Here is a 23463-nt window from a genome sequence, read left to right on the forward strand (position 1 = left end):
GGTCCTCCCTCAGGGACGGGGCCGGAACTCGGCCAGCCTATGTCCTCGTGACCTGTGGTGACGCTCGAGGTGATCACATCTGTGCACATCTTCACCGGTGATTCACGGGTCCCGCCCTCGGTGTGCATCGCGGTGCAGAGGGGCCGAGCAATGGTGCACTCGGGCACTCGCCCGCGCCGCATATCGGCGCTCAGGACTCAGGACTCAGGACCCAGGACCCAGGCTTCAGGCTTCAGGGGTCCGGACTCCCGACTCAGGACGCGCCATGACGCGACGACGCCCCGACCCTTCAGGGCCGGGGCGTCGTATGGCGCCGATCAGGCGGCGGCTGCGCGCAACACGTCAGTCAGGCTCTACTGCCTGCCTGGCTTCCTGCCGCTCGTTCCTCGCAGCACGTCAGTCAGGCTCTACCGTCTGCCTGGCTTCCTGCCGCTCGTTCCTCGCAGCACGTCAGTCAGGCTCTACCGTCTGCCTGGCTTCCTGCCGCTCGTTCCTCGCAGCACGTCAGTCAGGCTGCGACCAGCGAGCGGAGCACGTACTGCAGGATGCCGCCGTTGCGGAAGTACTCCGCCTCACCGGGGGTGTCGATGCGCACGGGCGCGTCGAACTCCACCGAGGAGCCGTCTTCCTTCACAGCGACGACCTTGACCGTCTTCGGGATGGAGCCGTCGTTCAGAGCGGTCACGCCGGTGAACGAGAACGTCTCCGTGCCGTCGATCCCGAGGGACTCGGCGTTCTCCCCCACGGGGTACTGCAGGGGAAGCACGCCCATGCCGATGAGGTTCGAGCGGTGGATCCGCTCGAAGCTCTCCGCGATGACGACCTCGACGCCGAGGAGCTTGGTGCCCTTGGCCGCCCAGTCACGGGAGGAACCGGTGCCGTACTCCTTGCCGGCGAGGACCACCAGCGGGATGTCCTGCTCGGCGTAGGCCTGGGCCGCGTCGTAGATGAACTCCTGCTCACCGGTCAGCAGGTTCTTGGTGTACCCGCCCTCGACGCCGTCGAGCAGCTGGTTCTTGATGCGGATGTTCGCGAAGGTGCCGCGGATCATCACCTCGTGGTTTCCTCGGCGCGAGCCGTAGGAGTTGAAGTCCTTGCGGGCAACTCCGTGCTCCTGGAGGTAGTGACCAGCCGGGGAGTCCAGCTTGATCGCACCGGCGGGCGAGATGTGGTCAGTGGTGGTCGAGTCGCCGACCTTGACCAGCACCCGCGCACCGGAGACGTCGGATACGGGCTCCGGCGTCGCCGACATTCCCTCGAAGTACGGGGGCTTGCGCACGTAGGTCGACTCGTCATCCCACTCGAAGGTCGCACCCTCGGGAGTGTCGAGGTTGCGCCAGCGCTCGTCGCCGGTGAAGACGTCCTTGTAGTCCTCGGTGAACATCTCCTGGGAGATGGACTCCGCGATGACCTTCTCGACCTCGGTGGGGTTCGGCCAGATGTCGCGCAGGAAGACGTCCGCGCCGTCCTTGTCCTGCCCCAGTGGGTCGTTCTCGAAGTCGAAGTCCATCGTGCCCGCGAGCGCGTAGGCGATGACCAGCGGCGGGGAGGCCAGGTAGTTCATCTTGACGTCGGGGTTGATGCGGCCCTCGAAGTTGCGGTTGCCCGAGAGCACCGCGGTGACCGCGAGATCCTTCTCCGCGATCGCGTCGGAGATCTCCGAGTCCAGCGGGCCGGAGTTGCCGATGCAGGTGGTGCAGCCGTAGCCGACCAGGTGGAAGCCGAGCGACTCCAGGGCGGGCCAGAGCCCAGCCTTGGTGTAGTAGTTCGTGACGACCTGGGACCCGGGGGCCATGGAGGTCTTCACCCAGGGCTTCGCGACCAGTCCGCGATCCACCGCGTTCTGCGCGAGCAGGCCCGCCGCCATCATCACCGAGGGGTTCGAGGTGTTGGTGCAGGACGTGATCGAGGCGATCGAGACGATGCCGTGATCGATCGAGAAGTCCCGACCGCTGACCTGCACCGGATTCGATGCCCGGCCGGTGACGTGCTGGTGCTCGGGAGCCGAGCCGCCGGAGTCGTTGTCCGAACCCTGGCTGGCGGGATCCGAGGCGGGGAAGGTGCCAGCGGTGTCCGCGCCGTTCTCGGAGGCCTCGTGGTCACGCGCGTAGGACGGGAGCACCTCGCGGAAGGACTCCTTGGCCTCGGTCAGCACGATGCGGTCCTGCGGACGCTTCGGGCCGGCGATCGAGGGCACCACGGTGGACAGGTCCAGCTCGAGGTACTCGGAGTACGCGACCTCCTTGGAGGCGTCGTGCCACAGGCCCTGGCGCTTGGCGTAGGCCTCGACCAGCGCGAGCTGCTCCTCGGTGCGGCCGGTGAGACGCATGTAGTCGACGGTCACCTCGTCGATCGGGAAGATCGCACAGGTGGAGCCGAACTCGGGGCTCATGTTGCCGATGGTCGCGCGGTTGGCGAGCGGCACCTGGGTGACGCCCTCGCCGTAGAACTCGACGAACTTGCCCACCACGCCGTGCTCGCGGAGCATCTCGGTGATCGTGAGCACCACGTCGGTGGCGGTCGCGGCCGGCGGGATCTCGCCGGTGAGCTTGAAGCCCACCACGCGCGGGATCAGCATGGAGACCGGCTGGCCGAGCATCGCGGCCTCGGCCTCGATGCCGCCGACGCCCCAGCCGAGCACGCCCAGGCCGTTGACCATGGTGGTGTGGGAGTCGGTGCCGACGCAGGAGTCCGGGTAGGCGCGCAGGGCGCCGCCCACCTCACGGGTCATGACCGTGCGGGCCAGGTACTCGATATTGACCTGGTGGACGATGCCGGTGCCCGGGGGGACGACCTTGAAGTCGTCGAAGGCCGTCTGGCCCCAGCGCAGGAACTGATAGCGCTCACGGTTGCGCTCGTACTCGAGCTCCATGTTCTTCTCGAGCGCGTCCAGGCGACCGGCCACGTCGATCATCACCGAGTGGTCGATGACCATCTCGGCCGGGGCGAGCGGGTTGATCTTCTCGGGATCGCCGCCGAGATCCTGCATGGCCTCGCGCATGGTGGCGAGATCGACGACGCAGGGCACGCCGGTGAAGTCCTGCATGATCACGCGGGCCGGGGTGAACTGGATCTCGACCGACGGATCGGCAGAGGGCTCCCAGCCCGCCAGGGCGCGCACGTGGTCGGCGGTGATGTTCGCCCCGTCCTCGGTGCGCAACAGGTTCTCGAGCAGGATCTTGAGGCTGTAGGGAAGCTTGTCGGCGCCCTCCACGGCGTCGAGCGCGAAGATCTCGTAGTCGGTGCCGCCGACGCTGAGATCCTGTTTCGCGGCGAATGAGTCGACAGTGCTCATCAGGCGAACTCCTTTGGTGTGGGGTTGACCCCTCCATCGTAGGCGCGCAATCCGCGACAGGCGGACGAACGCTCACCTCGCGATGAACCGCTGCTCATGCAGGTCGACCGAGGGGACGCCGGCTCGATCCGGCATATATCTTGAAGTCAAGATAAATAGTACCATGTCAGGCACCCTCGACCTGACACCTCGTCAGCTGATCTGCAGGTGTGTCGAAGCTCGCCGTCTCGGCGGGCGCCCTGGTGCGACGGCCCTGGTGCGACGGCCCTGGCGCGGCCGAGCGACGCCGCCCCGTCCCTTCAGGCCGAGACTCGCTCCAGCACCGCGACCGACTCGATGTGGTGGGTATGCGGGAACAGGTCGAAGGCACGCAGGTCCGCGATCTGCCACCCCTTCTTCTCGATCGCTGCGAGGTCCCGGGCGAGCGTGGAGGGCTCGCAGGAGACGTAGACGATCCGCTGGCGGACGGCGGCTGCCAGGAGGTCCATCAGCTCGGTGCCTGCACCGCTGCGCGGCGGGTCCAGCACCACCGTGTCGACGCCGCCACGGCGGGCACGGACCCAGTCCGTCACGTCCGCGGTCGCGGTCGAGACCTGGGGAAGATCCTCGAGGTTCTCGGCGGCGATCTGCGAGGCGCGCCGGTTCCCCTCGACGGAGACGACCGAGCCGTCGGCCCCCACCTGCCGCGCTGCGACTGCGGAGAAGACCCCCACTCCGCCGTACAGATCCCAGGCGCTGCCGCCGTGCGGTGCGCGCAGCGTCGATTCGACGACCTCGCTCAGGAGCTCCGCGGCGCGTCGGTGCGACTGCCAGAAGCCCGTCGCGCTGACGGCGAACATGCGCTCCCCGAGGCGTTCATGGACCAGTCCGTCCCCGCGCAGCGGGACCAGGCCGCGCCCGGTGCGGACAGAGACGTCAGCATCCCCCCAGGTCTCCGGGATGACCACTGCGCTCGGGTCGAGCTCCCGCCCGATCAGCACCACGGAGGCAGGACCGGCCGACGGAGCGACCGCATCGATCGCCTCGGTCCCCTCGGGGGCGGTCCACTCCCCCAGCTGCAGGTCACGAATGGCCTGGGCCGAGAGGGGATCCGCGCCCACCGGACGAACCTCATGAGAACGCCAGCCGCGCATGCCCACCCGGCCATCGGCATCGACCGCATAGCGCACGCGTGTGCGCCAGGCCAGCCCTTCGGCGTCGTGCGGCGCCGGCTCGACCTGCACCTGCTCGATCGGGAAGCTCGTCACCCCGGCGCGGCGGAGCAGCTCCTGCATCACCTCGGTGGCGATCCGGCGCTGGGCGGGCAGTGCGATGTGCGCCCACTCGGCACCTCCCACGCCGTCGATGCCGGCCTCCTCCCAGACCGACGGTGCACGGTCCGGGCCTGCCTCGAGCACGTCGAGCGCCTCGGCGCGCCAGAAACGTGCGTTCGCGCGCTCCTCGGGGTCTTCGAGCAGTCGGGCGGTCACGGTCTCGCCCGGGGTCGTGCCGCGGACGAACACGACCCGTCCCTCATGGCGTGCCACGAAGGTGCCGCCGGCTGCGGGCGGGCCGACAGTGAGGGTCAGGAGGCGCCCGCCGAGGGCGGAGCTGCTCGGCGCGGTTTCGGCATCGGAGGTCATCGGACCACTCTCTTCCCGTCCGCGCGGGGAACGACGCGGACCGTGGCTGCTCGATCTATGGGGAGGTCCCGCGCAGACCTGCGGTCGGGTGCGGGGAACCGTCCGCCCATTGTCTCATCCAGTGGACGGTCCTGGCGCCCGGCCCGATGGCGTTCCTGCGTGCCCGACCCGATGACGCTCCTGCGCACACGGCCCGAGCAGGTGCTCAACGTCGCTCGCGACGCGCCAGCAGTCCGCGATGCATGAGCCACACCAGATACGCGATCACGGCGAAGGCGGGCAGGCCCATGGCGATCTTGGCGGCGCCGAGGGCGGCGACCTGATCCGTCAGCAGCAGCGGGAGCTGCACGGCCAGCTTCGCGGCGTAGAGCCCGACGAAGAGCAACGTGGCCCTGGTGTAGACACGGCGTGCGTCAGGGTCCTCGGTCCAGTCCTTCACCCGAGGATCGAGCAGGCCGACGAAGATTCCCACCAGCGGTCGCCGCAGCGCCAGAGTGGTCAGCAGCACCACCAGAGCGACGGCGTTGGTGACGATACCGGGCCAGTAGAAGTCAGAGCCTTCGCCGGAGCGGATCGCGAGCACGGCGCCGAGTGCCACCCCGAGCAGGCCGCCGAGCACCGTGGACGGGCTCTGTCGCTGCACGATGCGAGCGATCAGCAGTCCCAGCACCACGATGACCGCAGCCACGGCCGCGACCATGACCGAGCGCGTGACCACGAACAGCACCACGAAGAGCAGCGTGGGCAGCACCGACTCGACGATGCCGCGGGGGCCGCCGATGGCGTCGGAGACGGAGAACTCCTCATCCCGCAGCACGGCACCCAGCCCGCTGCGGGACGTCGGCTCGTGCTCCTCGGCGGCTGGGCCCGTGCCCGCCTCTGGACCGATGCCGGGGCCTCCGGCTGCGGGACCCTGGCGCTCAGGGCCTCGGGCCGCCGGAGCCGGGCGCTCGGCGCCTCGCGGCTCCGGCCCCTGGGTCTCGGGTGCTTCGTGCTCGGGGCCGTGGGTCTCGGGGCCAGAGCCGGAGCCGGGCACCGCGGGACTCACCCGACCTCCGTGATCTCTGGGCCCCGTGCCAGCGGGTCCAGCGGTGCGGCACCGACCTGGCTCAGGCCCGGCCGCTCCCCGGGCAGATGCAGCGGGATCAGCTCCTGCGGAGCCATCGCCTCGGACCCGCGCACCACCACCAGGCGGGAGATGAGGGTCTCGAAACGGCGTGACTGCTCCTTGTCGCCCAGCGCCTTGCCTGTGAGGATCGCCCGGACGAACCAGCGCGGTCCGTCGATGCCGATGAATCGCGCCGGCCGGTATCCCGTACGCCCATCGGTCCGCTTCACGGGCAGCCGGGTGATCAGCTCGGTGCCGAAGGCTCCGGGCCGGGTCTCCGCGGTCCCTCCCTGCTTGACCACGGAGTCGCGCAGCGAGGAGCGCACGTCCTCCCACAGACCGCGGGTCTTGGGCGCGGCGAAGGCCTGGACCTGCAGGGACGAGCCGGCGATCACCAGATTCGCCCCGGTGACCGAGCCGCTGCGCTGATCGACCTCCATCCTCAGCTCCATGCCGTCGATGGCCGGGACGCGTAGTGCTCCGAGGTCGATCCGCTCTTCCGCGGGTGCCTCGGACTCGTCATAGGGGCCGTCTTCGAGGTGCTCTCCGCGAGGGGCGGCGGAGTCGCTGTCGCCGTCGCGGCCCTCTGCCCGCTCGGTGCCCTCATCGTTCTCGGCGTCCTCGGCATCGGGCCGGTCGGTCGCCTTCTGCGAGATCCCCGAATCCTGGGAGTCGTGCGCATCCAGGCCGTCGATCTCCTCGACCTTCTGCTGCTTCTTGCGAGAGAACAGTCCCATGATCATCCCTCCGTGGTCTCGTCGGCGGTCACGGCCGCCGTGGCGGTCGCAGCCGCCGTCATCGGCTCAGCTGTCGCGGCGGCTCCGAAACCGCCGCTGGAGCCGAAGCCGCCCTGCGCCCGGTCGGTCTCCTCGAGGTCCGCGACCTCCTGCAGCACCGGGGTGATGAAGGGCACCACCACCAGCTGGGCGATGCGGTCTCCGACATGGAGGGCGAACGGCTCCGTCGGATCGGTGTTGTGCAGCGAGACCTTGACGGGACCGCGGTAGCCAGCATCCACGATACCGGGGCCGTTCAGGACGGTGATCCCGTGGCGCGCTGCGAGGCCGGAGCGGGGGCAGACCATGCCCACGGTGCCGGGCGGCAGCGCGAGCGCGAGGCCCGTGTCCACCAGGGCCCGGCCACCGGCGGGGATCACGAGGTCCTCCGCACTGGCGAGGTCCAGCCCAGCGTCGTCGGCATGGGCGCGATGCGGCAACGCCGTCGCGCCGCTGCGGCGGATGCGCAGGACGGGGTCTCCGGCCGCAGGTGCGGCCGTCGCATCGTGTGACGAGGAATCAGCGTGATCGACAGACATGGGCACAGGGTATGCCGTGGCGACACCCTGCTCCCAGCGAGCTCGGAGCCTCGCACGGCGGGCCGTGGACGTCCAGGTGCTGCGTGAGACCATGGCGGCATGTCCGCAGCAGCTGATCGCCCCGCTGATCACACCTCCCCCGTCCCGGCGGCCGCTCGCCCCGCCGCCTCCGACGAGAGCACCGTCCTCTTCCGTGAGCACCTCTTCCCCGGCCCCACGGTCTGGGTGGTCGCGGTCGCCATCGGAGCCGCGCTCGGCCTGATCCTGGTCCCGCTGAACCTCACGGTCGCGATCGTGTTCTCCTCCGTGTGCATCCTCGCCCTGCTGGTGCTGGTCCACCAGTACTCCCCCGTGCTCGAGGTGGCGAACGGCCGCTTCCGCCTGGGCCGCGCGCAGATCGGGGTCGAGCTGCTCGGCGATCCCACGCCGCTCCAGGGAGAGGACTGGGCTCGCACGATCGGACAGGGCTTCGAGCCGCTGGCTCATCACTGCATCCGTGGGTGGACCCGCTCCGGGCTCCGGGTCGAGGTGCTCGACCCTGAGGATCCGATCACCGCCTGGGTCGCCTCGACCCGCCGTCCCGAGGACCTGGCCCTCGCGCTGAGGACCGCGAAGCAGCTGAAGGCGCGCGAGGACCGCTGAGCGCTCGGACCCGGGCAGCGCTGGGCCCGGGCAACACTCGGCTCGAGCGGTGGGGCCGCTGACCCTGAGGCCCGTGCCGCAGGACCCAGGACCCAGGACCCAGGACCCAGGACCCAGGACCCAGGACCCAGGACCCAGGACCCAGGACCCAGGACCCACGATGCGCCAGCCCGTAGAACGACGACGGCGCCACCTCCCGGTCGGGAGGTGGCGCCGTCGTCGTCATGGGACGAGCAGGATCACGCCGCGGCGCACTCCTTGCAGATGATGAGAGTGCCCTCGACGTGGTCGATCTGGCTGCGGTGCTTCACGAGGAAGCAGCTCGCACAGGTGAACTCGTCCGCCTGGCGGGGCAGCACCCGCACGGAGAGCTCCTCGCCCGAGAGATCGGCACCGGGGAGCTCATAGGAGTCGGCGGCATCCGCCTCGTCCTCATCGACGGTGGGGGTCGCCGCTTCGTTCCGGCGACCCTTCAGCTCCTCGATGGAGTCGTCATTCGATTCGTCGTCGTTCTTGCGCGGGGCGTCGTAATCAGTGGCCATCTACGGTCCGTTCCTGGTTGTCATCGGGGTTCATCCGACCTGGGTGGCTGGGGCAGTTCCGCGCCGGTGAGTCCTCGCGGGCCACTTCTGGTCGGCCCGGGTCTCAACGCTGAATGCGGCGGCATTATTGCAGAGCGGCCTGCGACTCACAACACGGCGTCCACCGCAGCCCGCAACACGCCGACGCCCGCACCCCCGGGAACCGGCACCGCGGGGCCGTGCACGATATGGTCACGGCCTAGACTTCTGCATGCAAGCGACCAGGCTCCGACGGAGAGGACGACGATGCGCGAGCTCGAACTCGACGGGATCCATGACGACGGGGAACATCTGCTCCTGGTCGACTCCGACGGCGAGCGGTACACGCTGCGCATCGACCGGGCGCTCCGGGCGGCGGTCCGTTCGGACCGCCCGGCCCTGAACATGATCCAGGCCGCGGACTCCACCCCCGTCCGTCCGCGCGAGATCCAGGCGATGCTCCGTTCCGGCCGCAGCGCCGAGGACATCGCCGACGCCTCCGAGATCCCGCTCGAGCGAGTGCGCCGCTACGAAGGCCCGGTGCTCGCCGAGCGTGAGTGGACCGCCTCCCGTGCCCGCACCTTCCCCGTCGGCCGCGGGGGTCCTGCACTGCAGGACGTCGTCGCCGAGCGGCTCGCCGCCCGGGAGGCGACCGGGGAGACCGCCTGGGACGCCTGGCGGCGCCAGGACGGCACCTGGACGCTCGAGCTGACCTTCTCCGCCGGCGGGCGCACCCGGCAGGCGCACTGGGTCGCCGACATCGACAACCGCACCGTCTCGCCGGTGGACGATGAGGCGCGCTGGATCAGCGACGAGGACGCGCCCTCCGAGCCGTCGCGCGGCCGGGGACGGCTCCAGGCCGTCAAGAGCGCGGTCTACGACCTCGAGGCGGACGGGTCGCTCGAGGGCAGCCCGGCGGCGCCCTCGCGCGCCCGCGGCTGGAATGCACGCCGCACCGTGGCCGAGGACCACCCCTCGGTCGACGATCACGCCTCCGTGATCGACGACCAGGAGCTCGATGCCCTCAACGCACGTCGCGGCCTGCGCTCCGTGCCGCGCCCCGACGATTCCGCGACCGTCTGGTCCGGGCTCGACGAGGACTCCCAGCCCGAGCCGTCCGAGACGGACCTCACAGCCCAGTCCGTCGAGTCGGGACACGCCGACGACGACGCCGACCTCGAGGCGCTGGAGGAGCACTCCACCCAGAGCGATCACGAGGACGACCTCACCGCGACCCCGGAGTCCGACGGCACCGACGAGGACCAGGGCGACCTGGATCCTGAGGCAGGGCACACTGCCGACACGGCCGAAGACGAGATCCAGTACCAGGACACGATCGATCTCACCCCGCTGCCCGGATTCGACGCCGTCGGTACGGTGATCCCCGGCGCCGCGGGCGCGGAACCGGCGGAGAGTTCAGAGGGCTCAGGTAGCTCAGCGAGCTCAGAGAAGCCTGCGGGAGACGCCGCGGGCACGCCATCGAAGAGCACGAAGAAGCCGCGACCGAAGAGCAAGCGCGCCTCGATGCCGAGCTGGGACGAGATCGTCTTCGGGTCGAACGGCTCGAAGCAGGACTGAGCCCGAACAGGGCTGGGCCTGAGCTGGAGGGGTTGCTCAGACCTCGGTGTGCAGCAGCGGCACCCAGGACTCGGCCGCGGTGAGCGATCCGTGCACGCCGACCATCTGCCGTGCGGAGTCCGGTCGCCGGGAGAAGTCGTCGACGCTCCAGCGTCCCCGGGACAGCACCAGCACATCCGGGACGCGGCCCGCGACCCGCTCGGTCACCTCAGCTCCGGCCGGTCCCAGCAGGGCGCTGGCGAGGATGTCCTCGCGCGGCAGCACCAGGGCCCGCTCCCCCAGCAGCGTTGCGAGCTGAGCCGCGAGCTCCTCAGCCGCACCGTCGCCGCGGACCGCATGCAGCGCCAGCGCGCGGGCCTCGCCTGAGACCTCATGGATGAGGCGCAGGATCTGCGGGTGGTCCGCGAGGTCCGTGGTGAGCTCAGGTGACGTGTCGACCATGCCGTGGTCTGCGGTGAGGTGGATCCGGGTGCCGCGAGGCAGTCGCCGCAGCAGCGTCCCGATCAGGGAGTCCACCTCGGCCAGCGCGTCACGCCACTGCATGGAGTCGACCCCGTGGCGATGTCCGGCGTGGTCGACGTCATCGACATGGAGATGCACCAGCCCGTCGGCGCCAGCGCGACGCAGGGCGGCACGGACGACGTCGACACGGTCGGTGCGCCCGTGGCCGAGGAACTCCCAGCCCCGGTAGGCCACGCCGCTCAGATGGGAGCCGGCGTGCTTGCTCGGCCCCACCTGCACCGCCCGGCGAGAGCCGGAGCCGACCAGGGTCGGCAGCGGCATCCAGGCACGCGGGTCGATCCAATTCGCTCCGCTGATCTGATTGAGGCTGCGGCCTGTCTGCGGGTCGTAGGTGAGATAGCCGAGGACCCCGTGCTCGAGCGGTGCAGCGCCGGTCTGCAGCGAGACCATGGCGCTGGAGGTGGTCGAGGGGGCCACGGTGCGGATCCGCTGGGTCTGCGCCTCCAGGCGACGCAAAGTCGGCGTGAGCGACCGGTGCTCACGCAGCAGATCTGCGCCGAGCCCGTCGAGCAGCACCACGAGGTCCCGGCCGGGCTTCGGCTTCTCGACCAGCGGGCGCAGGACATCCAGGAGGCCGGGCCGTGCGCCGCCGGTGAAGGGCGGCGGCAGCAGGTCGGCGGGCCAGTCCTCCATCGCTCCGGGTGCGTCGCGGTGGCGGGGTCCGGGACCTGTGGCACGCACGCCGGCTCAGGCCCCGACCGCGTCGATCGCGTCGATCAGCTGGTCGTGGAAGGCCAGGGCCTCCTCGACCGCGCCGGCGCCATCGGCCAGGGCGCTGACCCGCAGGGCGAGATCCGAGGGGGCGATGGTGCCGGTGTACCCATGATCCAGCTGGCAGCCGGGGTCCTCGCACACTGCCCGCTCGAGGTCCAGGCGGCGGCTGCCGTCCCAGGTGATGCCCAGGGTGATCTCGGACTCCCGGCCGGGGTTGAGCTGCCCATCGGTGTCGAAGACCTGCGAGAGGCCGGTCGCGGTGATCCGCTGCAGCCGGATCCGCTCGGTGGTGGAGACCACCTGGCTGGGGTTGAGCGCATCGGCCGGATCGTCATCGAGGTGTGTGATCAGGAGGTGCGTGGGGGTCAGCACCACGACGGTGAGGTGGCGGCGCACCTCCGGCCCGTCGAAGGTGGTCTCGGGCCGCACCAGATGGGCGACCGGAGCGCGGCCTCGCAGCGAACGCTCCAGGCTCTGGGCTGCCGCCTGTGGGAAGTACCCGGCGGTCTCGAGAGCCTTGAGTAGATCGGTGGGAAGTGCGGTGGTCATCCCGTCATTGTTCCACGCTCCGACTCGATGGGCGGCGCGGCTCAGGACCCCGGTGGGCCGGACAGCGTGCGTCGGGCCCCATCGGTGCGGTTGGGCGGGGGTGCCAGCCGTACCCGGGCACCGATCACGGTGAGGCCGTCCTGCGCCACCAGCACCGGGTACAGCTCGAGGGAGGCCACCTCGGGAAGGTCCTCCGCGAGCAGGCCGATGCGGACCACCAGATCGGCGAGCGCCTCCCGATCCGCCGGGGGCAGGCCGCGCATTCCCCGGAGCTTCACGGCCGTGGCGGGAGCGTCCACCAGCCGTGCCGCGGCGCTCTCGCTGAAGGGCGGGATCGCATAGGCGATGTCATCGAGCAGATCGGTGGCATCCCCCGCCACCGACAGCGAGACCACCGGGCCGAGAGAGGGATCCTCGACGCTGCGCACCACCATCGGCACCCCGGCGGGGGCCATCGCCTGGACCTCGAGCGGTGCGCTCGAATAGGACAGGTCACGGCGCATCGAGTCGACGGCGTGGCGCAGCTGGACCGCGTCGGGGATGTCGAGCCGCACCCCGCCGAGATCAGCGCGATGGCGCAGCACGGGGTCCGTGGACTTCAGCGCGACCGGATAGCCGATCTCCGCCGCCTGGGCGAGGGCGTCCTCGGCATCGGTGATCCGGCGGCTGCTCAGCTGGTCGATGCCGTAGGCGGCAAGCAGCGCGGTGATCTCGGCGGTGGAGAGATCCACGGCGGACGCGGCGGGCGAGGGAGTCAGCGCTTCCACCAGCTCCCGGGCCGCCGCGCGATCGATGCCCTCCCGCTGGGCCGGCTCCGCGTCATCCACCTCGGGACGCAGGGCGGCCGCGAGCATTCCTGCACCGGCGCGCACCACCGCGTAGGGGGTGGCGTGCACCGGCGGCAGCGAGAGGTCGGCGCGCACCGCCCGCTGCACCTCGGCGAAGCGGTCCTCGGTGGTGACCAGGCAGACCAGGAGCACCACCTCGGAATGACGGGCCACGATCGACATCTGCCGCAGCACCTCGGTGATGTCGGCCGTCTGCGGGTCGATCATGCCGGCGATCACCAGGTCGACCTGGCCCAGCGCCGCCATCGTGGTGAAGGCGCGCTGGATGAGGCGCGGATCCGGGGAGAGCGGAACGCTGTGGTTCTCCGCGACCACGTCGAAGCCGGCTTGACCGGCGGCCCCGCTCAGGGAGGCGCCGAGCGCGGCCGTGTTGGAGAGCAGCCCTACTCGTCGGCCGAGCGGGAGGCCCTGCCGTCCGATCGCGTCGACCACGTCGAGCAGGTGGTCCACTCCCGTTGCCTGGACCACCCCGGCCGAGTCGAGCACCTGGTCCATGGCGCGACGGGGCAGGGTCGAGGAGCGCACGTCGTGACCGGGCGGCAGGTGTGACTCGCTGCCGGGGGGACGCAGCACGATCAGCGGGGTGCTGCGCGTCAGCCGGCGCGCGATCCGGGTGAACTTGCGAGGATTTCCCATCGATTCCAGGGCCAGCCCGATGACGCCGACCTGATCGTCGTCCTCCCAGTGCTGGAGGGTGTCGTTCAAGGAGACGTCCGCACGGTTCCCCACGCCCACGAACTCGTGCAGGCCGATGCCTCGGGCGTCGGTGCCCGCCAGCAGCATCGCTGAGAGCGCGCTGGACTGCCCGGCGAGCGCGACCGTTCCGGGCTGCGGCATCCGAGGGGCCAGCGAGAGGCTGATGGCATCCTCCCCGGTGCGCAGGAAGCCGAGGGAGCCGGGTCCCAGCAGGCGCATGCCGTGGCGGCGGGCGCGGGCCACCAGCTCGCGCTGCAGCAGGCGCCCTTCGTCGCTGTCGGAGAATCCTTCGGTGGGGATCAGGACGCTGCGCACCCCGATCGCGGCGCATTCGTCGATCGCGTCCAGGCAGGCTTCGGGACGCAGCGCGATCACGGCGAGGTCCACGGTGCCCGGCACGTCACCCACTCTGGCCCAGGTGCGGCGCCCCCTCAGCTCGAGGACGTCACGGGCGATGAGGTGCACGGTGCCGCCGTAGCCCGAGTCCTCCAGAGCGGTGAGGAAGCGGCCGCCGGCTGAGTCCGCGCGGGAGGAGACACCGATCAGCAGCACCGACTGCGGGTGAAGGAGCCGTTCCATGGCCCTCGCCTCGGCGCGGTGCTCCCGTTCCGACATCACGGCGAGAGAGCGGGCGGTGGGGTCGATCCGGAAGGAGACCATGACCACGCCGTCATCGAGCACCCGGGTGACGTCGAAGCCGGTCTCGGTGAAGACCTTGATCATCTTGGTGTTCTGCGGGAGCACCTCGGCGGTGAACTCGTTGATGCCGCGCTCGCGGGCAGCGGCCGCGAGGTGCTCCAGCAGCACCGAGGCCAGGCCCGTTCCCTGGCGGGAATCGGAGACGTTGAACGCCACCTCGGCGGAGTGCGGCTCGGTGCGGTCGTAACGCCCGACGGCGACGATCTCCGCACCGACCAGCGCCACCAGGGCCACCCTGTCGGCATGGTCGACGTTCGTGAACCGTTCGAGGTCGCGGCGGGACAGCTTCGGCATCGCGGCGAAGAAGCGGAGGTATCGGGAGTGCTCCGATTGCCGTTGATGGAAGTCCTGGAGGGCGTCGGCGTCGGTCGGCAGGATCGGGCGCAGGTGTGCGGCGGAACCGTCGCGCAGGGCGATGTCCGCCTCCCAGTGAGAGGGATAGCTGGGCTCGTGCTCATCCTCGGGCCGGGCACGGCGGCGCAGTGACCGCAGGCCGTCGCGTCTTTCCGCCATGGCTGGATCCTATCGTCGAGTTGCGGGGAGTTGACGGGATTCACGTCCCTTCAGGTAACCGGCTCCCGGGATCATGGCCGGTCATGCGCCATGATGTTCTCCATGGCCCGATCACGCAGCACCAATACGCCCGCCGGTGAGGACGCGGTCGACGAGAACATCGTCGACATCGATGTCACCAGCGAGATGGAGTCGTCGTTCCTCGAGTACGCGTACTCGGTGATCTACTCCCGGGCGCTGCCCGATGCGCGCGATGGGCTCAAGCCGGTCCAGCGCCGCATCCTCTACATGATGGCCGACATGGGCCTGCGGCCCGAGAAGGGCCATGTGAAGAGCCAGCGCGTGGTGGGCGAGGTGATGGGCAAGCTCCATCCCCATGGCGACACCGCGATCTACGACGCCCTGGTGCGGATGGCGCAGAGCTTCAACATGCGCCTGCCGCTGGTGGATGGACACGGCAACTTCGGCTCCCTGGACAACGGACCTGCCGCCCCGCGATACACGGAGGCACGGCTCGCCAAGGCGGCGCTGCTGATGACGGACTCGCTCGGCGAGGACGTCGTGGACATGATCCCGAACTATGACAACCAGCTCCTCCAGCCCGAGGTGCTGCCCGCCCAGTACCCGAACCTTCTGGTGAACGGGGCCTCGGGGATCGCCGTGGGGATGGCCACGAACATGGCGCCCCACAACCTGGTGGAGACGATCGCCGCCGCCCGGCATCTGATCGATCATCCGGAGGCGGAGCTGGACGAGCTGATGCGCTTCGTGCCGGGTCCGGATCTGCCCACCGGCGGCCGGATCGTGGGGCTCGAGGGCATCCGGGATGCCTATCGCACAGGACGCGGGTCCTTCAAGATGAGGGCGACGACCCGGATCGAGAACGTCACCTCCCGCCGCAAGGGCATCGTCGTCACCGAGCTGCCCTACCAGGTGGGTCCGGAGCGGCTGGCCGAGAAGCTGCGCGATGCAGTGCAGGCCAAGCGGGTCCAGGGCATCACCGACTACCAGGACCTCACCGACCGCCACCATGGCCTGCGACTGGTGCTCACGGTGAAGTCGGGCTTCGACCCCGAGGCCGTGCTGCAGCAGCTGTACCGGTACACGCCGCTGGAGGAGTCCTTCGGCATCAACAATGTGACCCTCGTCGAGGGGCAGCCCCGCACGCTCGGCCTCAAGCAGCTGCTCGAGGTGTTCGTCGATCATCGGCTGCGGGTGGTGCGCCGCCGCACCGAGCACCGCCTGAGCAGGCACCAGGCCCGCCTGCATCTGGTCGAGGGTCTGCTGCTGGCGATCCTCGACATCGACGAAGTGATCCAGATCGTCCGGCAGAGCGATGATGCCGAGACCGCACGGACCCGCCTGATGACGGTGTTCGACCTCTCCGAGGTTCAGGCGGAGTACATCCTCGAGCTGCGGCTGCGACGGCTGACGAAGTTCTCCCAGATCGATCTCGAGGCCGAGCGCGATGACCTGCGCCGGGAGATCGAGAAGCTTGAGGAGATTCTGGGCTCGGATGCGGTGCTGCGTGCGCTGGTGTCCGACGAGCTCGCCGCGGTGGCCGCCGAGCACGGGGATTCCCGCCGCACGGTCCTGCTCGAATCGGCGGAGAAGCCGGTGATCTCGGCCGCCGGCTCCCTCGAGGTGGCGGATGAGCCGTGCCACGTGCTGCTCACCGGGACCGGACTGGTCGCGCGGGTCACCGGTGAGGGCCCGGTGCTGCGCGAGGGCGCCCGCAGCTCCCATGATGTGGTCGTCTCCCAGGTACGCACCACCACCCGCTCGAGCGTCGGCGTGGTCACCGACAGCGGCCGCGTGCTGCGGCTGTCGGTCGTGGATCTGCCCTCGCTCGCACCGACTGCCGGGGCGCCCTCGCTCGCCGGCGGGACGCGGCTTGCGGACCTCATCGACCTCGAGCGCGAGGAACGCGCGCTGGGGCTGATCCGGCTCGGCGAGGACGATCTCGCGCGGGGCGGGGCGATCGCGCTCGGGACCCGGCAGGGCGTGGTCAAGCGGGTGCAGCTCGAGTTCCCGAAGGCCGACGGCTTCGAGATCATCTCGCTGAAGGACGGTGACACCGTGGTCGGGGTCGTGGACCTCGAGGAGGACGAGGACCTGGACCTGGTCTTCATCACCGCCGAGGCGCAGCTGCTCCACTTCCCCTCCTCCGGGGTCCGGCCGCAGGGCCGCAGCGCCGGAGGTGTGGCCGGGATCAAGCTCGGCGCCGGCGACCGGGTGGTGTCCTTCGGGGTGATCGATGTGACCGCCCCGGCCGACGTGGTGACCGTCGCCGGCAGCTCCGGCACCCTCCCGCTGCTCCAGAACGGCTCGCTGAAGGTCTCCGCCCTCACCGAGTACCCGCCGAAGGGTCGGGCGACGGCTGGGATGCGCTGCCATCGCTTCCTGCGCGGCGAGGACACGCTGATCGGCGCCTGGGTGGTCCCTCACCCCGCTCGCGCCTCGTCCGAGGCGGGGCAGCCGATCGATCTGCCCGAGCCCACCGGGCGCCGGGATGGCTCCGGGACCCCGGTGGCCGTCCCGATCGCCGCGATCGGCTGAGCGGTGCAGGGCGACCGAAACCGGGACGGGGTGGCGCCCATACCTCGCGGCGACCCCCATCCCTCCCCTGCCGCGGACGGCGAGTCTCGGTCTCCTTGGGGCTCGCGTCTGGAGTCACAGGAGTCTCGTGCCTTGCGCGGGAAATTCCGCTCCTCCCGGGCCTCGCGTGTGGAGTCCCGGCATATCGCCGTCGGCGTGGCCGGCGCCCTGGTGGGTCTGGTCGTCGGACTGCTCGCCCTGCGCGGGACCGTTCCGTTGGCAGGATCGGGATCGATCGGCCAGGTCGCCGCGCTGACGGTGTTGGGCTGCGGCGCAGCGACGGCCGCCCTCACCCTCTCGACCCTCACCCGGCGCTCCCTGCCCTGGTTCGGGGGCCGGCACTGGTGGCGCCGCGGGATCGATGTCCTCGGGCTCTCCCTCGTCTTCGGGATCCTCGGCCTGTTCCTCACCGGCGCCCTGTTCGGTGTGTTCCAACAAGCCTTCCAGGGCGTCGCGCTCGATCGCCTCGCCGGCACCTTCTGGGTCGCCCTTGCGGCCGGCGCCGCCGCCTACATCACCTCCGCGGCGGCGGCCTCGCTCACCGGCCGGTCCCTGGCCACCCTGCTGGCGGCATTCCTCGTGGTCGGTGTGCTCGCCAGTGCCATGAACGCCTCGGATCCCTACTGGTGGGAGCGGTACTTCTCCGAGCTCGGCGAAGGTGACGGCCTCTCGAGCTTCACCTTCAACCTCACCCTGCTGCTGACCGGGGTGGCGCTGGTGACCGTGGCCGAGTTCCTCGCCCATGATCTGGACCGCTGGGCCCGCAGCGCCGGCGAGCCGGCCTGGCTGATCACCACCGTGCGCTCGCTGCTGAGCGCAGTCGGAGTGCTGGTCGCCCTGGTCGCGGTGATCTCCCGGACCGTGAGCGTCTTCTGGCACGACGTGGTCGCCCAGTCGCTCGTGGTCGTCTTCGCGCTCACCCTGCTCGTGGTGCCGGTGCTGCTGCGCCGGCTGCCGGGCGCCCTGATCGCCGTCACCGCCGGGGCCTTCGCCCTGCTGGTGACCGTCACAGTGCTCTACCTGGGCGTGGACTACCTGAACATGACTGCCTTCGAGATGGGGGCGGCGGCGATCGTGTACGGCTGGCTGCTGCTGTTCATCCGCACAGTCTCGGCGGCTGCGGAGGGCACGGAGGAACGGGACTCGACCCAGGCCAGAGAGTCCAGCCGCGCGGCCGCTGCGCCGGGACGGCAACCGGCTGAGTCCTCGGATCCGCGGCCCGGTGACGTGCGACCATGACGTCATGAACTCTTCAGGCACCGATGCCCCCACCACCTCCGTCCCGCTTCCCGAAGGTGTGCGCCTCGGGCAGACCCACGGGGTCGACGTCCTGCTGATCGACACCCCTGCTGCGACGGCCGAGCTCCTCTTCGACGGCGCGCACCTGACCAGCTACGTCCCCGCCGGTGAGGCGGATCTGCTCTGGATGAGCCCGGACTCCGCCTTCGGCGAGCGGGAGGCCGTGCGCGGAGGCATCCCCCTGATCGGCCCCTGGTTCGGACCGGGCCGGGACCTGGCGATGGAGGTCAAGCACGGCTGGCTGCGCAACCTCCGCTGGGATCTCGCCTCGGCCGAGCGAGAGGGCGACGAGGTGGTGCTCACCCTCCGCACCCCCGAGGACGTCAAGGCGCTGACCGCGTCCGTCCAGTTCCGCATCGGCGCCGAGCTGTCGGTGGACCTCACCCTCACCGCCGGACCCCGGCCGCTCGATCTCGAGGCAGCGCTGCACACCTACCTCGCCGTCGGCGATGTGCGGGAGATCGAGATCCTCGGGCTCGAAGGCGCTGACTTCCTCGACAACACCCGCGGGCTGGCCCCCGACGTGCTCCCGGCCGGGCCGCTGCGGCTGACCGCCGCCACCGACCGGGTCGTCGACTCCACCGCCGTGGTGACTGTCCACGATGAGAAGTCCGGCCGCCGCATCGTCTCCGCACCGCGCGGCACCGCCAAGACTGTGGTCTGGAATCCCTGGGACACGCTGGTGACCGGCATGGCCGATATCCCCGATACGGCCTGGCCCGAGTTCGTCTGCATCGAGCCTGCCATCGCCAAGGACGGCTACGTGGCCCTCGAGCCCGGCCAGTCGCACTCCATCGGCGTCACCTACCGCATCGAGCGCTGAGCACAGCTCCGCACCGCGGAGCATCTGACCAGGACCCGGTCGCCCCTCAGAGGGCGGCCGGGTCTTCGTCGTCGTGCGAACTTTTAATCAGTTGTGCTCCACCGGAGAAGGGTGGTCAACTCTCCGTATGGAGATGCACCAGCCCCCGTTCACGACCCCGGCCAGCCCGGCCGCGTCGTCGCTCGGCCTCGCCGCATCCCTCACCCGGCCCCACGGACTCACCGTGGCTCAGCGAGCGGCCGGTGGGGGCCGCAGCACCGCCGGGCACGCCGCGCCTGTGGCCGGCTGACGGAGCGCACCGCTCCGCGCCATGCCGTGCGGCCCTGCCGCCGGCACTACTGAGAATCCCCGCTGCCCGACGCACTCGAGCAGCGGGCACTCTCCTGCGCGCTTCGAGGACAGCAGCTGTCCGCAGCGCGCAGGAGACTCGATCACACGCCACTCCGTCAGGAGCCCCCATGTCCCTTCACACCACCCTCGACACCCGCAGCCCGACCACCATCCACACGACCGACACATCGGAGAACACCACCAGCCCCATCGACACCCTCACCCGCCGCGAATCGTCCCGCGCCGACACCAGCCTGCGTCGGCTCGAGCAGGTCGCCGACGAGGACGCCGTCGACACCCTGCTGAAGGGTTTCCTCGCCCGCCGACGAGCGGTGCGCGAGGCCCGTCGGCAGCAGGCCGCCCAGCAGGCGCGTCATGAGCACGAGCTGCTCGTGCAGCGCGCACTGCTCGGCACCGGCCTCTCGCACCTGCGGTGAGCACGGCGGCGTCTCTGATGCGAGCGCTCGCCCCCACCCTCGGCCCGTCCGAATCCGTTCGGACGGGCCGTGTCGCGTCCGGAGTACAGCAGACGCGCGGCGGTGCGCACGTCAGGCCCGGCGGATGTGGTCCGGTCGCAGGGGAGCACCGATGCCGATCGAGGTCAGCAGCGCGATCACCACCGCGCCGCCCGCCACGGCGAGAACCGGTCCGGTGAGGCTCTCCGCGCCGAGGTGCGTCACCATGCCCGGTTCCATACCGCGGTTACCGGTATCGACGAAGGCGACGGCGACCAGATGCCCGATCCCGAGCGCCGCTCCCCCACCGACCACCAGCGGCAGCGCCACCTCGAGCCAGTGCGCACGGCGCAGCACCCCCACAGGGGTGCCGAGCAGGCGCAGCCGGGCATGCTCCTGCCTGCGCCCCATCGCCAGATCAGCCATGCCGAGCAGGAAGGCGCCCAGCCCGACGGCCAGCACCACGAGGTTCAGCAGGCGGATGGTGTCGATGGTCGCCTGATAGGGCGCGAAGTCCTCCGCCGTCCAGCCGATATGGGCGTCGATTCCCGCCGCCTGCAGCTCCGCCGGAAAGTCAGGGCGCGGGCCAGCATTCACCCTCGCGCTCACGTCGCCGAACTGCCAGAACTGCTCTTCGGTGACCAGTGCCCGCGGAATGAACAGGGTGGGTGCCGGATCCGTGTCCTGCCAGGCAGGGACTGGCACTCGAGAGAGATCATCCTCGGAGACCTCGAGCTGCAGCACGGGATCTCCGAACCCGCCGCTGCTCTCGTCGAAGTCGGTGCTGAACAGATCCACGATTCCCTGGAGCGGTACCCTCTCCTCGAACCCAGCCGTAGCTGGGATCCAGGCCGCACGATCATTCCGGCAGCCCTCCACCTCCGGTCGGAGGACGCGGAGCTCCTCGCAGGTGGTCACCATCGCACCCAGGGCGTGCTCCTGCGGGGTGCTCCCCGGGGCGACGACGTACCCGCGCGTGGAGAATGCCACCTCGCGAGCTCCACCGACCTGCTCGAGGGCACGCTCCAGATCTGCGACGGCCGCCCGATCCGGGAGCCATGCCTCGGCGACAGCTTCGACGTCTCGGTAGTGGCGCCCGGCCTGATACACCGGGGTAGCGGCCAAGACGCTGATCAGTCCCTGCCCTGCCGTCGTCACCACCACGCCGATCACCAGGGCGCCGAGCACCCTGCCGAGCACTGCGGGCTGAGACTGCAGGCGCCGTCCCGCCACGACGGTCACCGGGGATCCGACCCGGACGAGCAGGTCGGCGCTGCGCCGCACCAGCAGGGCCGGCAGCAGGATGCTGCCCAGTGCGGCCAGGCCGGCACCGCCGAGGAACAGAACGACCAGCACGGGGTTCGAGAGCCCTCGCACACTCCAGCTGAGCACCAGCATCACCAGACCCAGCACCAGGATCGCTGCCCGCCAGAGACCGGGACGTCGGTCCACCTCTCCGCGAGCCTGCTCCAGAGTCTCGCTCTGGGAGCGACGTGAGGGCATCGCGGCCCCGGCGGCCAGACCCAGCGGCACGGCGAGGGCCACCACGAGAGATCCCGGCACAACGCTCGGCGCCGGGGTCATGCCCAGCAGTGCCCCTCCGGCCCACGGAACCAGCAGAGAACCCACCGTGAGACCGACAGCTGCACCGACGAGAGCGGGAGGGAGGCTTTCGCCGATGCCCACCAGTACCCGATCGCGGCCGCGCATCCCGAGCAGGTGCAATCGGGCCGTGCGCCGGGAGCGGTCCTGCTCGGACATGCGGCCGGTCGCGGCGGCGGCGGCCAGCACGGGCAGACCGATCGCGAGGGCCACGATCCCGGGCAGGATCATCCCGACCACCTCCGACATCGCGATCCCGGGTGCGAGGCTGCGGGGCCTGGCAGCATCCAGCAGGGACAGCACCACGACCAGGAGCGCGCAGCCGAACAGGGACACGAGCAGTGCGCTGAGTGTGCGGAAGCGGCCTTGGTCGGTGGCGCGCAGGGCGAGGGTGAGCCCGAGGCGGAGGGAGGAGCGCATCTCAGCCCACGAGCTCCCCGTCGCGCATGCTCACCAGGCGGTTCAGGTGTGCGGCGACGCGGTTGTCGTGGGTGACGACCACGAGGGTCGTGCCCTGCTCCGTCACGGTGTCCATCAGGGCGTCCATCACGGTGTCGGCGGCGACTGTGTCCAGCGCGCCGGTGGGTTCGTCGGCCAGCAGCAGGGCGGGCTGGTGGATCAGTGCGCGGCCGACGGCGGCGCGCTGCGCCTGTCCACCGGAGACCTGGGCGGCGCGACGGCCTGCGACCTCGCCGAGCCCGAGACGGTCGAGCATCGCGTCGACTTCTGCCCGGATCCGTGCCGGCCTGCCGCCGAGGAGCTGGAGCGGGAGGGCGAGATTCTCGCGCAGAGTGAGTTCGCCGATCAGGTCACCGAACTGGAACACCATGCCCATCCGGGCCAGCCGGAGCTGGGCTCGATCTTTCTCCCGCATCGCTCCGAGGTCCTCGCCGAGCACCCGGAGGGTGCCCTCCCGGGCATCCAGCACGCCGGCGAGCACATGCAGAAGAGTGGACTTCCCGCATCCGGACGGCCCCATCACGGCGACCTGCTCCCCTGCGGCGATCTGCAGGTCGATGCCACGCAGCGCGGGATCCTGACCGTAGGAGACCCGTACCCCGCTCAGCTCGACGACCGTCGCAGCTCCGGCAGCGGTCGCAGCGCGTTCACGACTCTCGGAATGGGCGGTCATCGCTGCGCCCCGGTCTCGTCGGGCCGCGTTCCGGTCGTCTCCTGCCATTGCACGCGCAGCGCATCGAGCCGCTGACCGGCTTCCTGGATCCAGCGCAGATCGGCGTCGAGGTGGGTGAGCTCGTAGTCCAGCTGGAGCAGCAGCGAGGGCTCGGCACCGCGACGGCGTGCGGTCAGCTCGCGCATGCGCACCATGTGGCTCGCTCGCTGGACGGTGAGGACCTCCTGGGCGTCCCGCCCGGAAAGCAGGGCGATCGAGATCCGCACGAACAGGGTGGAGGCTGAGAAGGAGCCGGTGACCTGCGGCGTGGAGACCCAGGCATCCAGCTCGGCGACCCCGTCGGCCGTGATGCCGTAGAGCTTGCGCTCGGGCCCGGAGCCGGTCTCGACGGTGAGGATCTCTGCCCATCCCTGGCGCTCGAAGCGGGCGAGCGAGGAATAGACCTGCCCGAAGGCCAGCGGCCGCTCCGGTGCGAGGAGCTGGTCGTAGTCATGCTTGAGGGAGTACCCATAGGCTGGCGACCGATCAAGCAGTCCCAGCAGGGCGTGTGCGGTGCTCATGCG

General features: G+C 70.5%; 19 protein-coding genes. 7 read left to right on the plus strand and 12 right to left on the minus strand.

Translation table 11 applies throughout. The features are described from left to right. Positions 1-508: 508 nt before the first annotated feature. The 5 genes from acnA to dut form a co-directional block, all read right to left on the minus strand. The gene (acnA, locus tag ACT3UF_RS14930; RefSeq protein WP_444608419.1) at positions 509-3295 is read right to left on the minus strand and encodes an aconitate hydratase AcnA; all 2787 of its coding nucleotides are present in this window, start codon (positions 3293-3295) and stop codon (positions 509-511) included. A gap of 299 nt (positions 3296-3594) precedes the next feature. Further along, a complete protein-coding gene (locus ACT3UF_RS14935) occupies positions 3595-4917 on the minus strand; it encodes a class I SAM-dependent RNA methyltransferase (protein ID WP_441444109.1) in 1323 nt (440 codons plus the stop codon). Positions 4918-5122: 205 nt separating this feature from the next. After that, positions 5123-5965 carry a DUF3159 domain-containing protein gene (locus ACT3UF_RS14940; protein WP_441444110.1) on the minus strand — a complete coding sequence of 281 codons (843 nt, stop codon included), beginning with the start codon at positions 5963-5965 and terminating at the stop codon, positions 5123-5125. Then, complete coding sequence (locus tag ACT3UF_RS14945) at positions 5962-6762, minus strand: DUF3710 domain-containing protein (RefSeq protein ID WP_441444111.1); 801 nt, start codon at positions 6760-6762, stop codon at positions 5962-5964. The genes ACT3UF_RS14940 and ACT3UF_RS14945 overlap by 4 nt, the downstream gene beginning before the upstream one ends. Before the next feature lie 2 nt (positions 6763-6764). Beyond that, a complete protein-coding gene (gene dut / locus ACT3UF_RS14950; RefSeq protein ID WP_444608420.1) occupies positions 6765-7340 on the minus strand; it encodes a dUTP diphosphatase in 576 nt (191 codons plus the stop codon). A 99-nt stretch (positions 7341-7439) separates the two neighbouring features. Here dut and ACT3UF_RS14955 point away from each other — a divergent pair, with 99 nt between their 5' ends. Further along, a complete protein-coding gene (locus tag ACT3UF_RS14955; RefSeq protein WP_441444113.1) occupies positions 7440-7982 on the plus strand; it encodes a DUF3093 domain-containing protein in 543 nt (180 codons plus the stop codon). Positions 7983-8221: 239 nt separating this feature from the next. Here the strand turns inward: ACT3UF_RS14955 and ACT3UF_RS14960 are convergent, their stop codons facing one another. Next, the gene (locus tag ACT3UF_RS14960; RefSeq protein ID WP_345080488.1) at positions 8222-8524 is read right to left on the minus strand and encodes a DUF4193 domain-containing protein; all 303 of its coding nucleotides are present in this window, start codon (positions 8522-8524) and stop codon (positions 8222-8224) included. 285 nt (positions 8525-8809) lie between these two features. Between ACT3UF_RS14960 and sepH the strand changes: the two genes are divergently transcribed. Beyond that, positions 8810-10120 carry a septation protein SepH gene (gene sepH / locus ACT3UF_RS14965; protein ID WP_441445443.1) on the plus strand — a complete coding sequence of 437 codons (1311 nt, stop codon included), beginning with the start codon at positions 8810-8812 and terminating at the stop codon, positions 10118-10120. A 36-nt stretch (positions 10121-10156) separates the two neighbouring features. Here the strand turns inward: sepH and ACT3UF_RS14970 are convergent, their stop codons facing one another. From ACT3UF_RS14970 to ACT3UF_RS14980, 3 genes are read right to left on the minus strand one after another with little or no spacing between them, the layout of a single operon-like run. Further along, positions 10157-11275, minus strand: a complete 1119-nt coding sequence (locus tag ACT3UF_RS14970; RefSeq protein WP_441445442.1) for an alkaline phosphatase family protein — start codon at positions 11273-11275, stop codon at positions 10157-10159. A 54-nt stretch (positions 11276-11329) separates the two neighbouring features. Further along, the gene (locus ACT3UF_RS14975) at positions 11330-11905 is read right to left on the minus strand and encodes a DUF5998 family protein (protein ID WP_441445441.1); all 576 of its coding nucleotides are present in this window, start codon (positions 11903-11905) and stop codon (positions 11330-11332) included. Between the two features lie 41 nt (positions 11906-11946). After that, positions 11947-14661, minus strand: a complete 2715-nt coding sequence (locus ACT3UF_RS14980; RefSeq protein ID WP_444502141.1) for a bifunctional acetate--CoA ligase family protein/GNAT family N-acetyltransferase — start codon at positions 14659-14661, stop codon at positions 11947-11949. Between the two features lie 102 nt (positions 14662-14763). On the opposite strand from ACT3UF_RS14980, the gene ACT3UF_RS14985 reads away from it, so the two are divergent. From ACT3UF_RS14985 to ACT3UF_RS15005, 5 genes are all read left to right on the plus strand, one after another. Further along, positions 14764-17220, plus strand: a complete 2457-nt coding sequence (locus ACT3UF_RS14985; protein WP_441445439.1) for a DNA gyrase/topoisomerase IV subunit A — start codon at positions 14764-14766, stop codon at positions 17218-17220. A gap of 132 nt (positions 17221-17352) precedes the next feature. Then, the gene (locus ACT3UF_RS14990; protein ID WP_444502142.1) at positions 17353-18498 is read left to right on the plus strand and encodes a hypothetical protein; all 1146 of its coding nucleotides are present in this window, start codon (positions 17353-17355) and stop codon (positions 18496-18498) included. Positions 18499-18502: 4 nt separating this feature from the next. Then, positions 18503-19381 (plus strand): D-hexose-6-phosphate mutarotase, encoded by an 879-nt coding sequence (locus ACT3UF_RS14995; protein WP_441445437.1) that lies wholly within the window; start codon positions 18503-18505, stop codon positions 19379-19381. Positions 19382-19508: 127 nt separating this feature from the next. After that, the gene (locus ACT3UF_RS15000) at positions 19509-19670 is read left to right on the plus strand and encodes a hypothetical protein (protein WP_444502143.1); all 162 of its coding nucleotides are present in this window, start codon (positions 19509-19511) and stop codon (positions 19668-19670) included. Positions 19671-19839: 169 nt separating this feature from the next. Continuing rightward, positions 19840-20148 carry a hypothetical protein gene (locus ACT3UF_RS15005; RefSeq protein WP_441445436.1) on the plus strand — a complete coding sequence of 103 codons (309 nt, stop codon included), beginning with the start codon at positions 19840-19842 and terminating at the stop codon, positions 20146-20148. A 111-nt stretch (positions 20149-20259) separates the two neighbouring features. Here the strand turns inward: ACT3UF_RS15005 and ACT3UF_RS15010 are convergent, their stop codons facing one another. From ACT3UF_RS15010 to ACT3UF_RS15020, 3 genes are read right to left on the minus strand one after another with little or no spacing between them, the layout of a single operon-like run. Continuing rightward, positions 20260-22188 (minus strand): hypothetical protein, encoded by a 1929-nt coding sequence (locus ACT3UF_RS15010; protein WP_444502144.1) that lies wholly within the window; start codon positions 22186-22188, stop codon positions 20260-20262. A gap of 1 nt (position 22189) precedes the next feature. After that, positions 22190-22900 (minus strand): ABC transporter ATP-binding protein, encoded by a 711-nt coding sequence (locus ACT3UF_RS15015; RefSeq protein ID WP_345080515.1) that lies wholly within the window; start codon positions 22898-22900, stop codon positions 22190-22192. Beyond that, on the minus strand, positions 22897-23460 hold the full coding sequence (locus tag ACT3UF_RS15020; RefSeq protein WP_345080518.1) for a PadR family transcriptional regulator: 564 nt from the start codon (positions 23458-23460) through the stop codon (positions 22897-22899). The genes ACT3UF_RS15015 and ACT3UF_RS15020 overlap by 4 nt, the downstream gene beginning before the upstream one ends. Positions 23461-23463: the final 3 nt, after the last annotated feature.

Source organism: Brachybacterium sp. AOP24-D1-21, from assembly GCF_052378665.1.
Taxonomy (GTDB): domain Bacteria; phylum Actinomycetota; class Actinomycetes; order Actinomycetales; family Dermabacteraceae; genus Brachybacterium.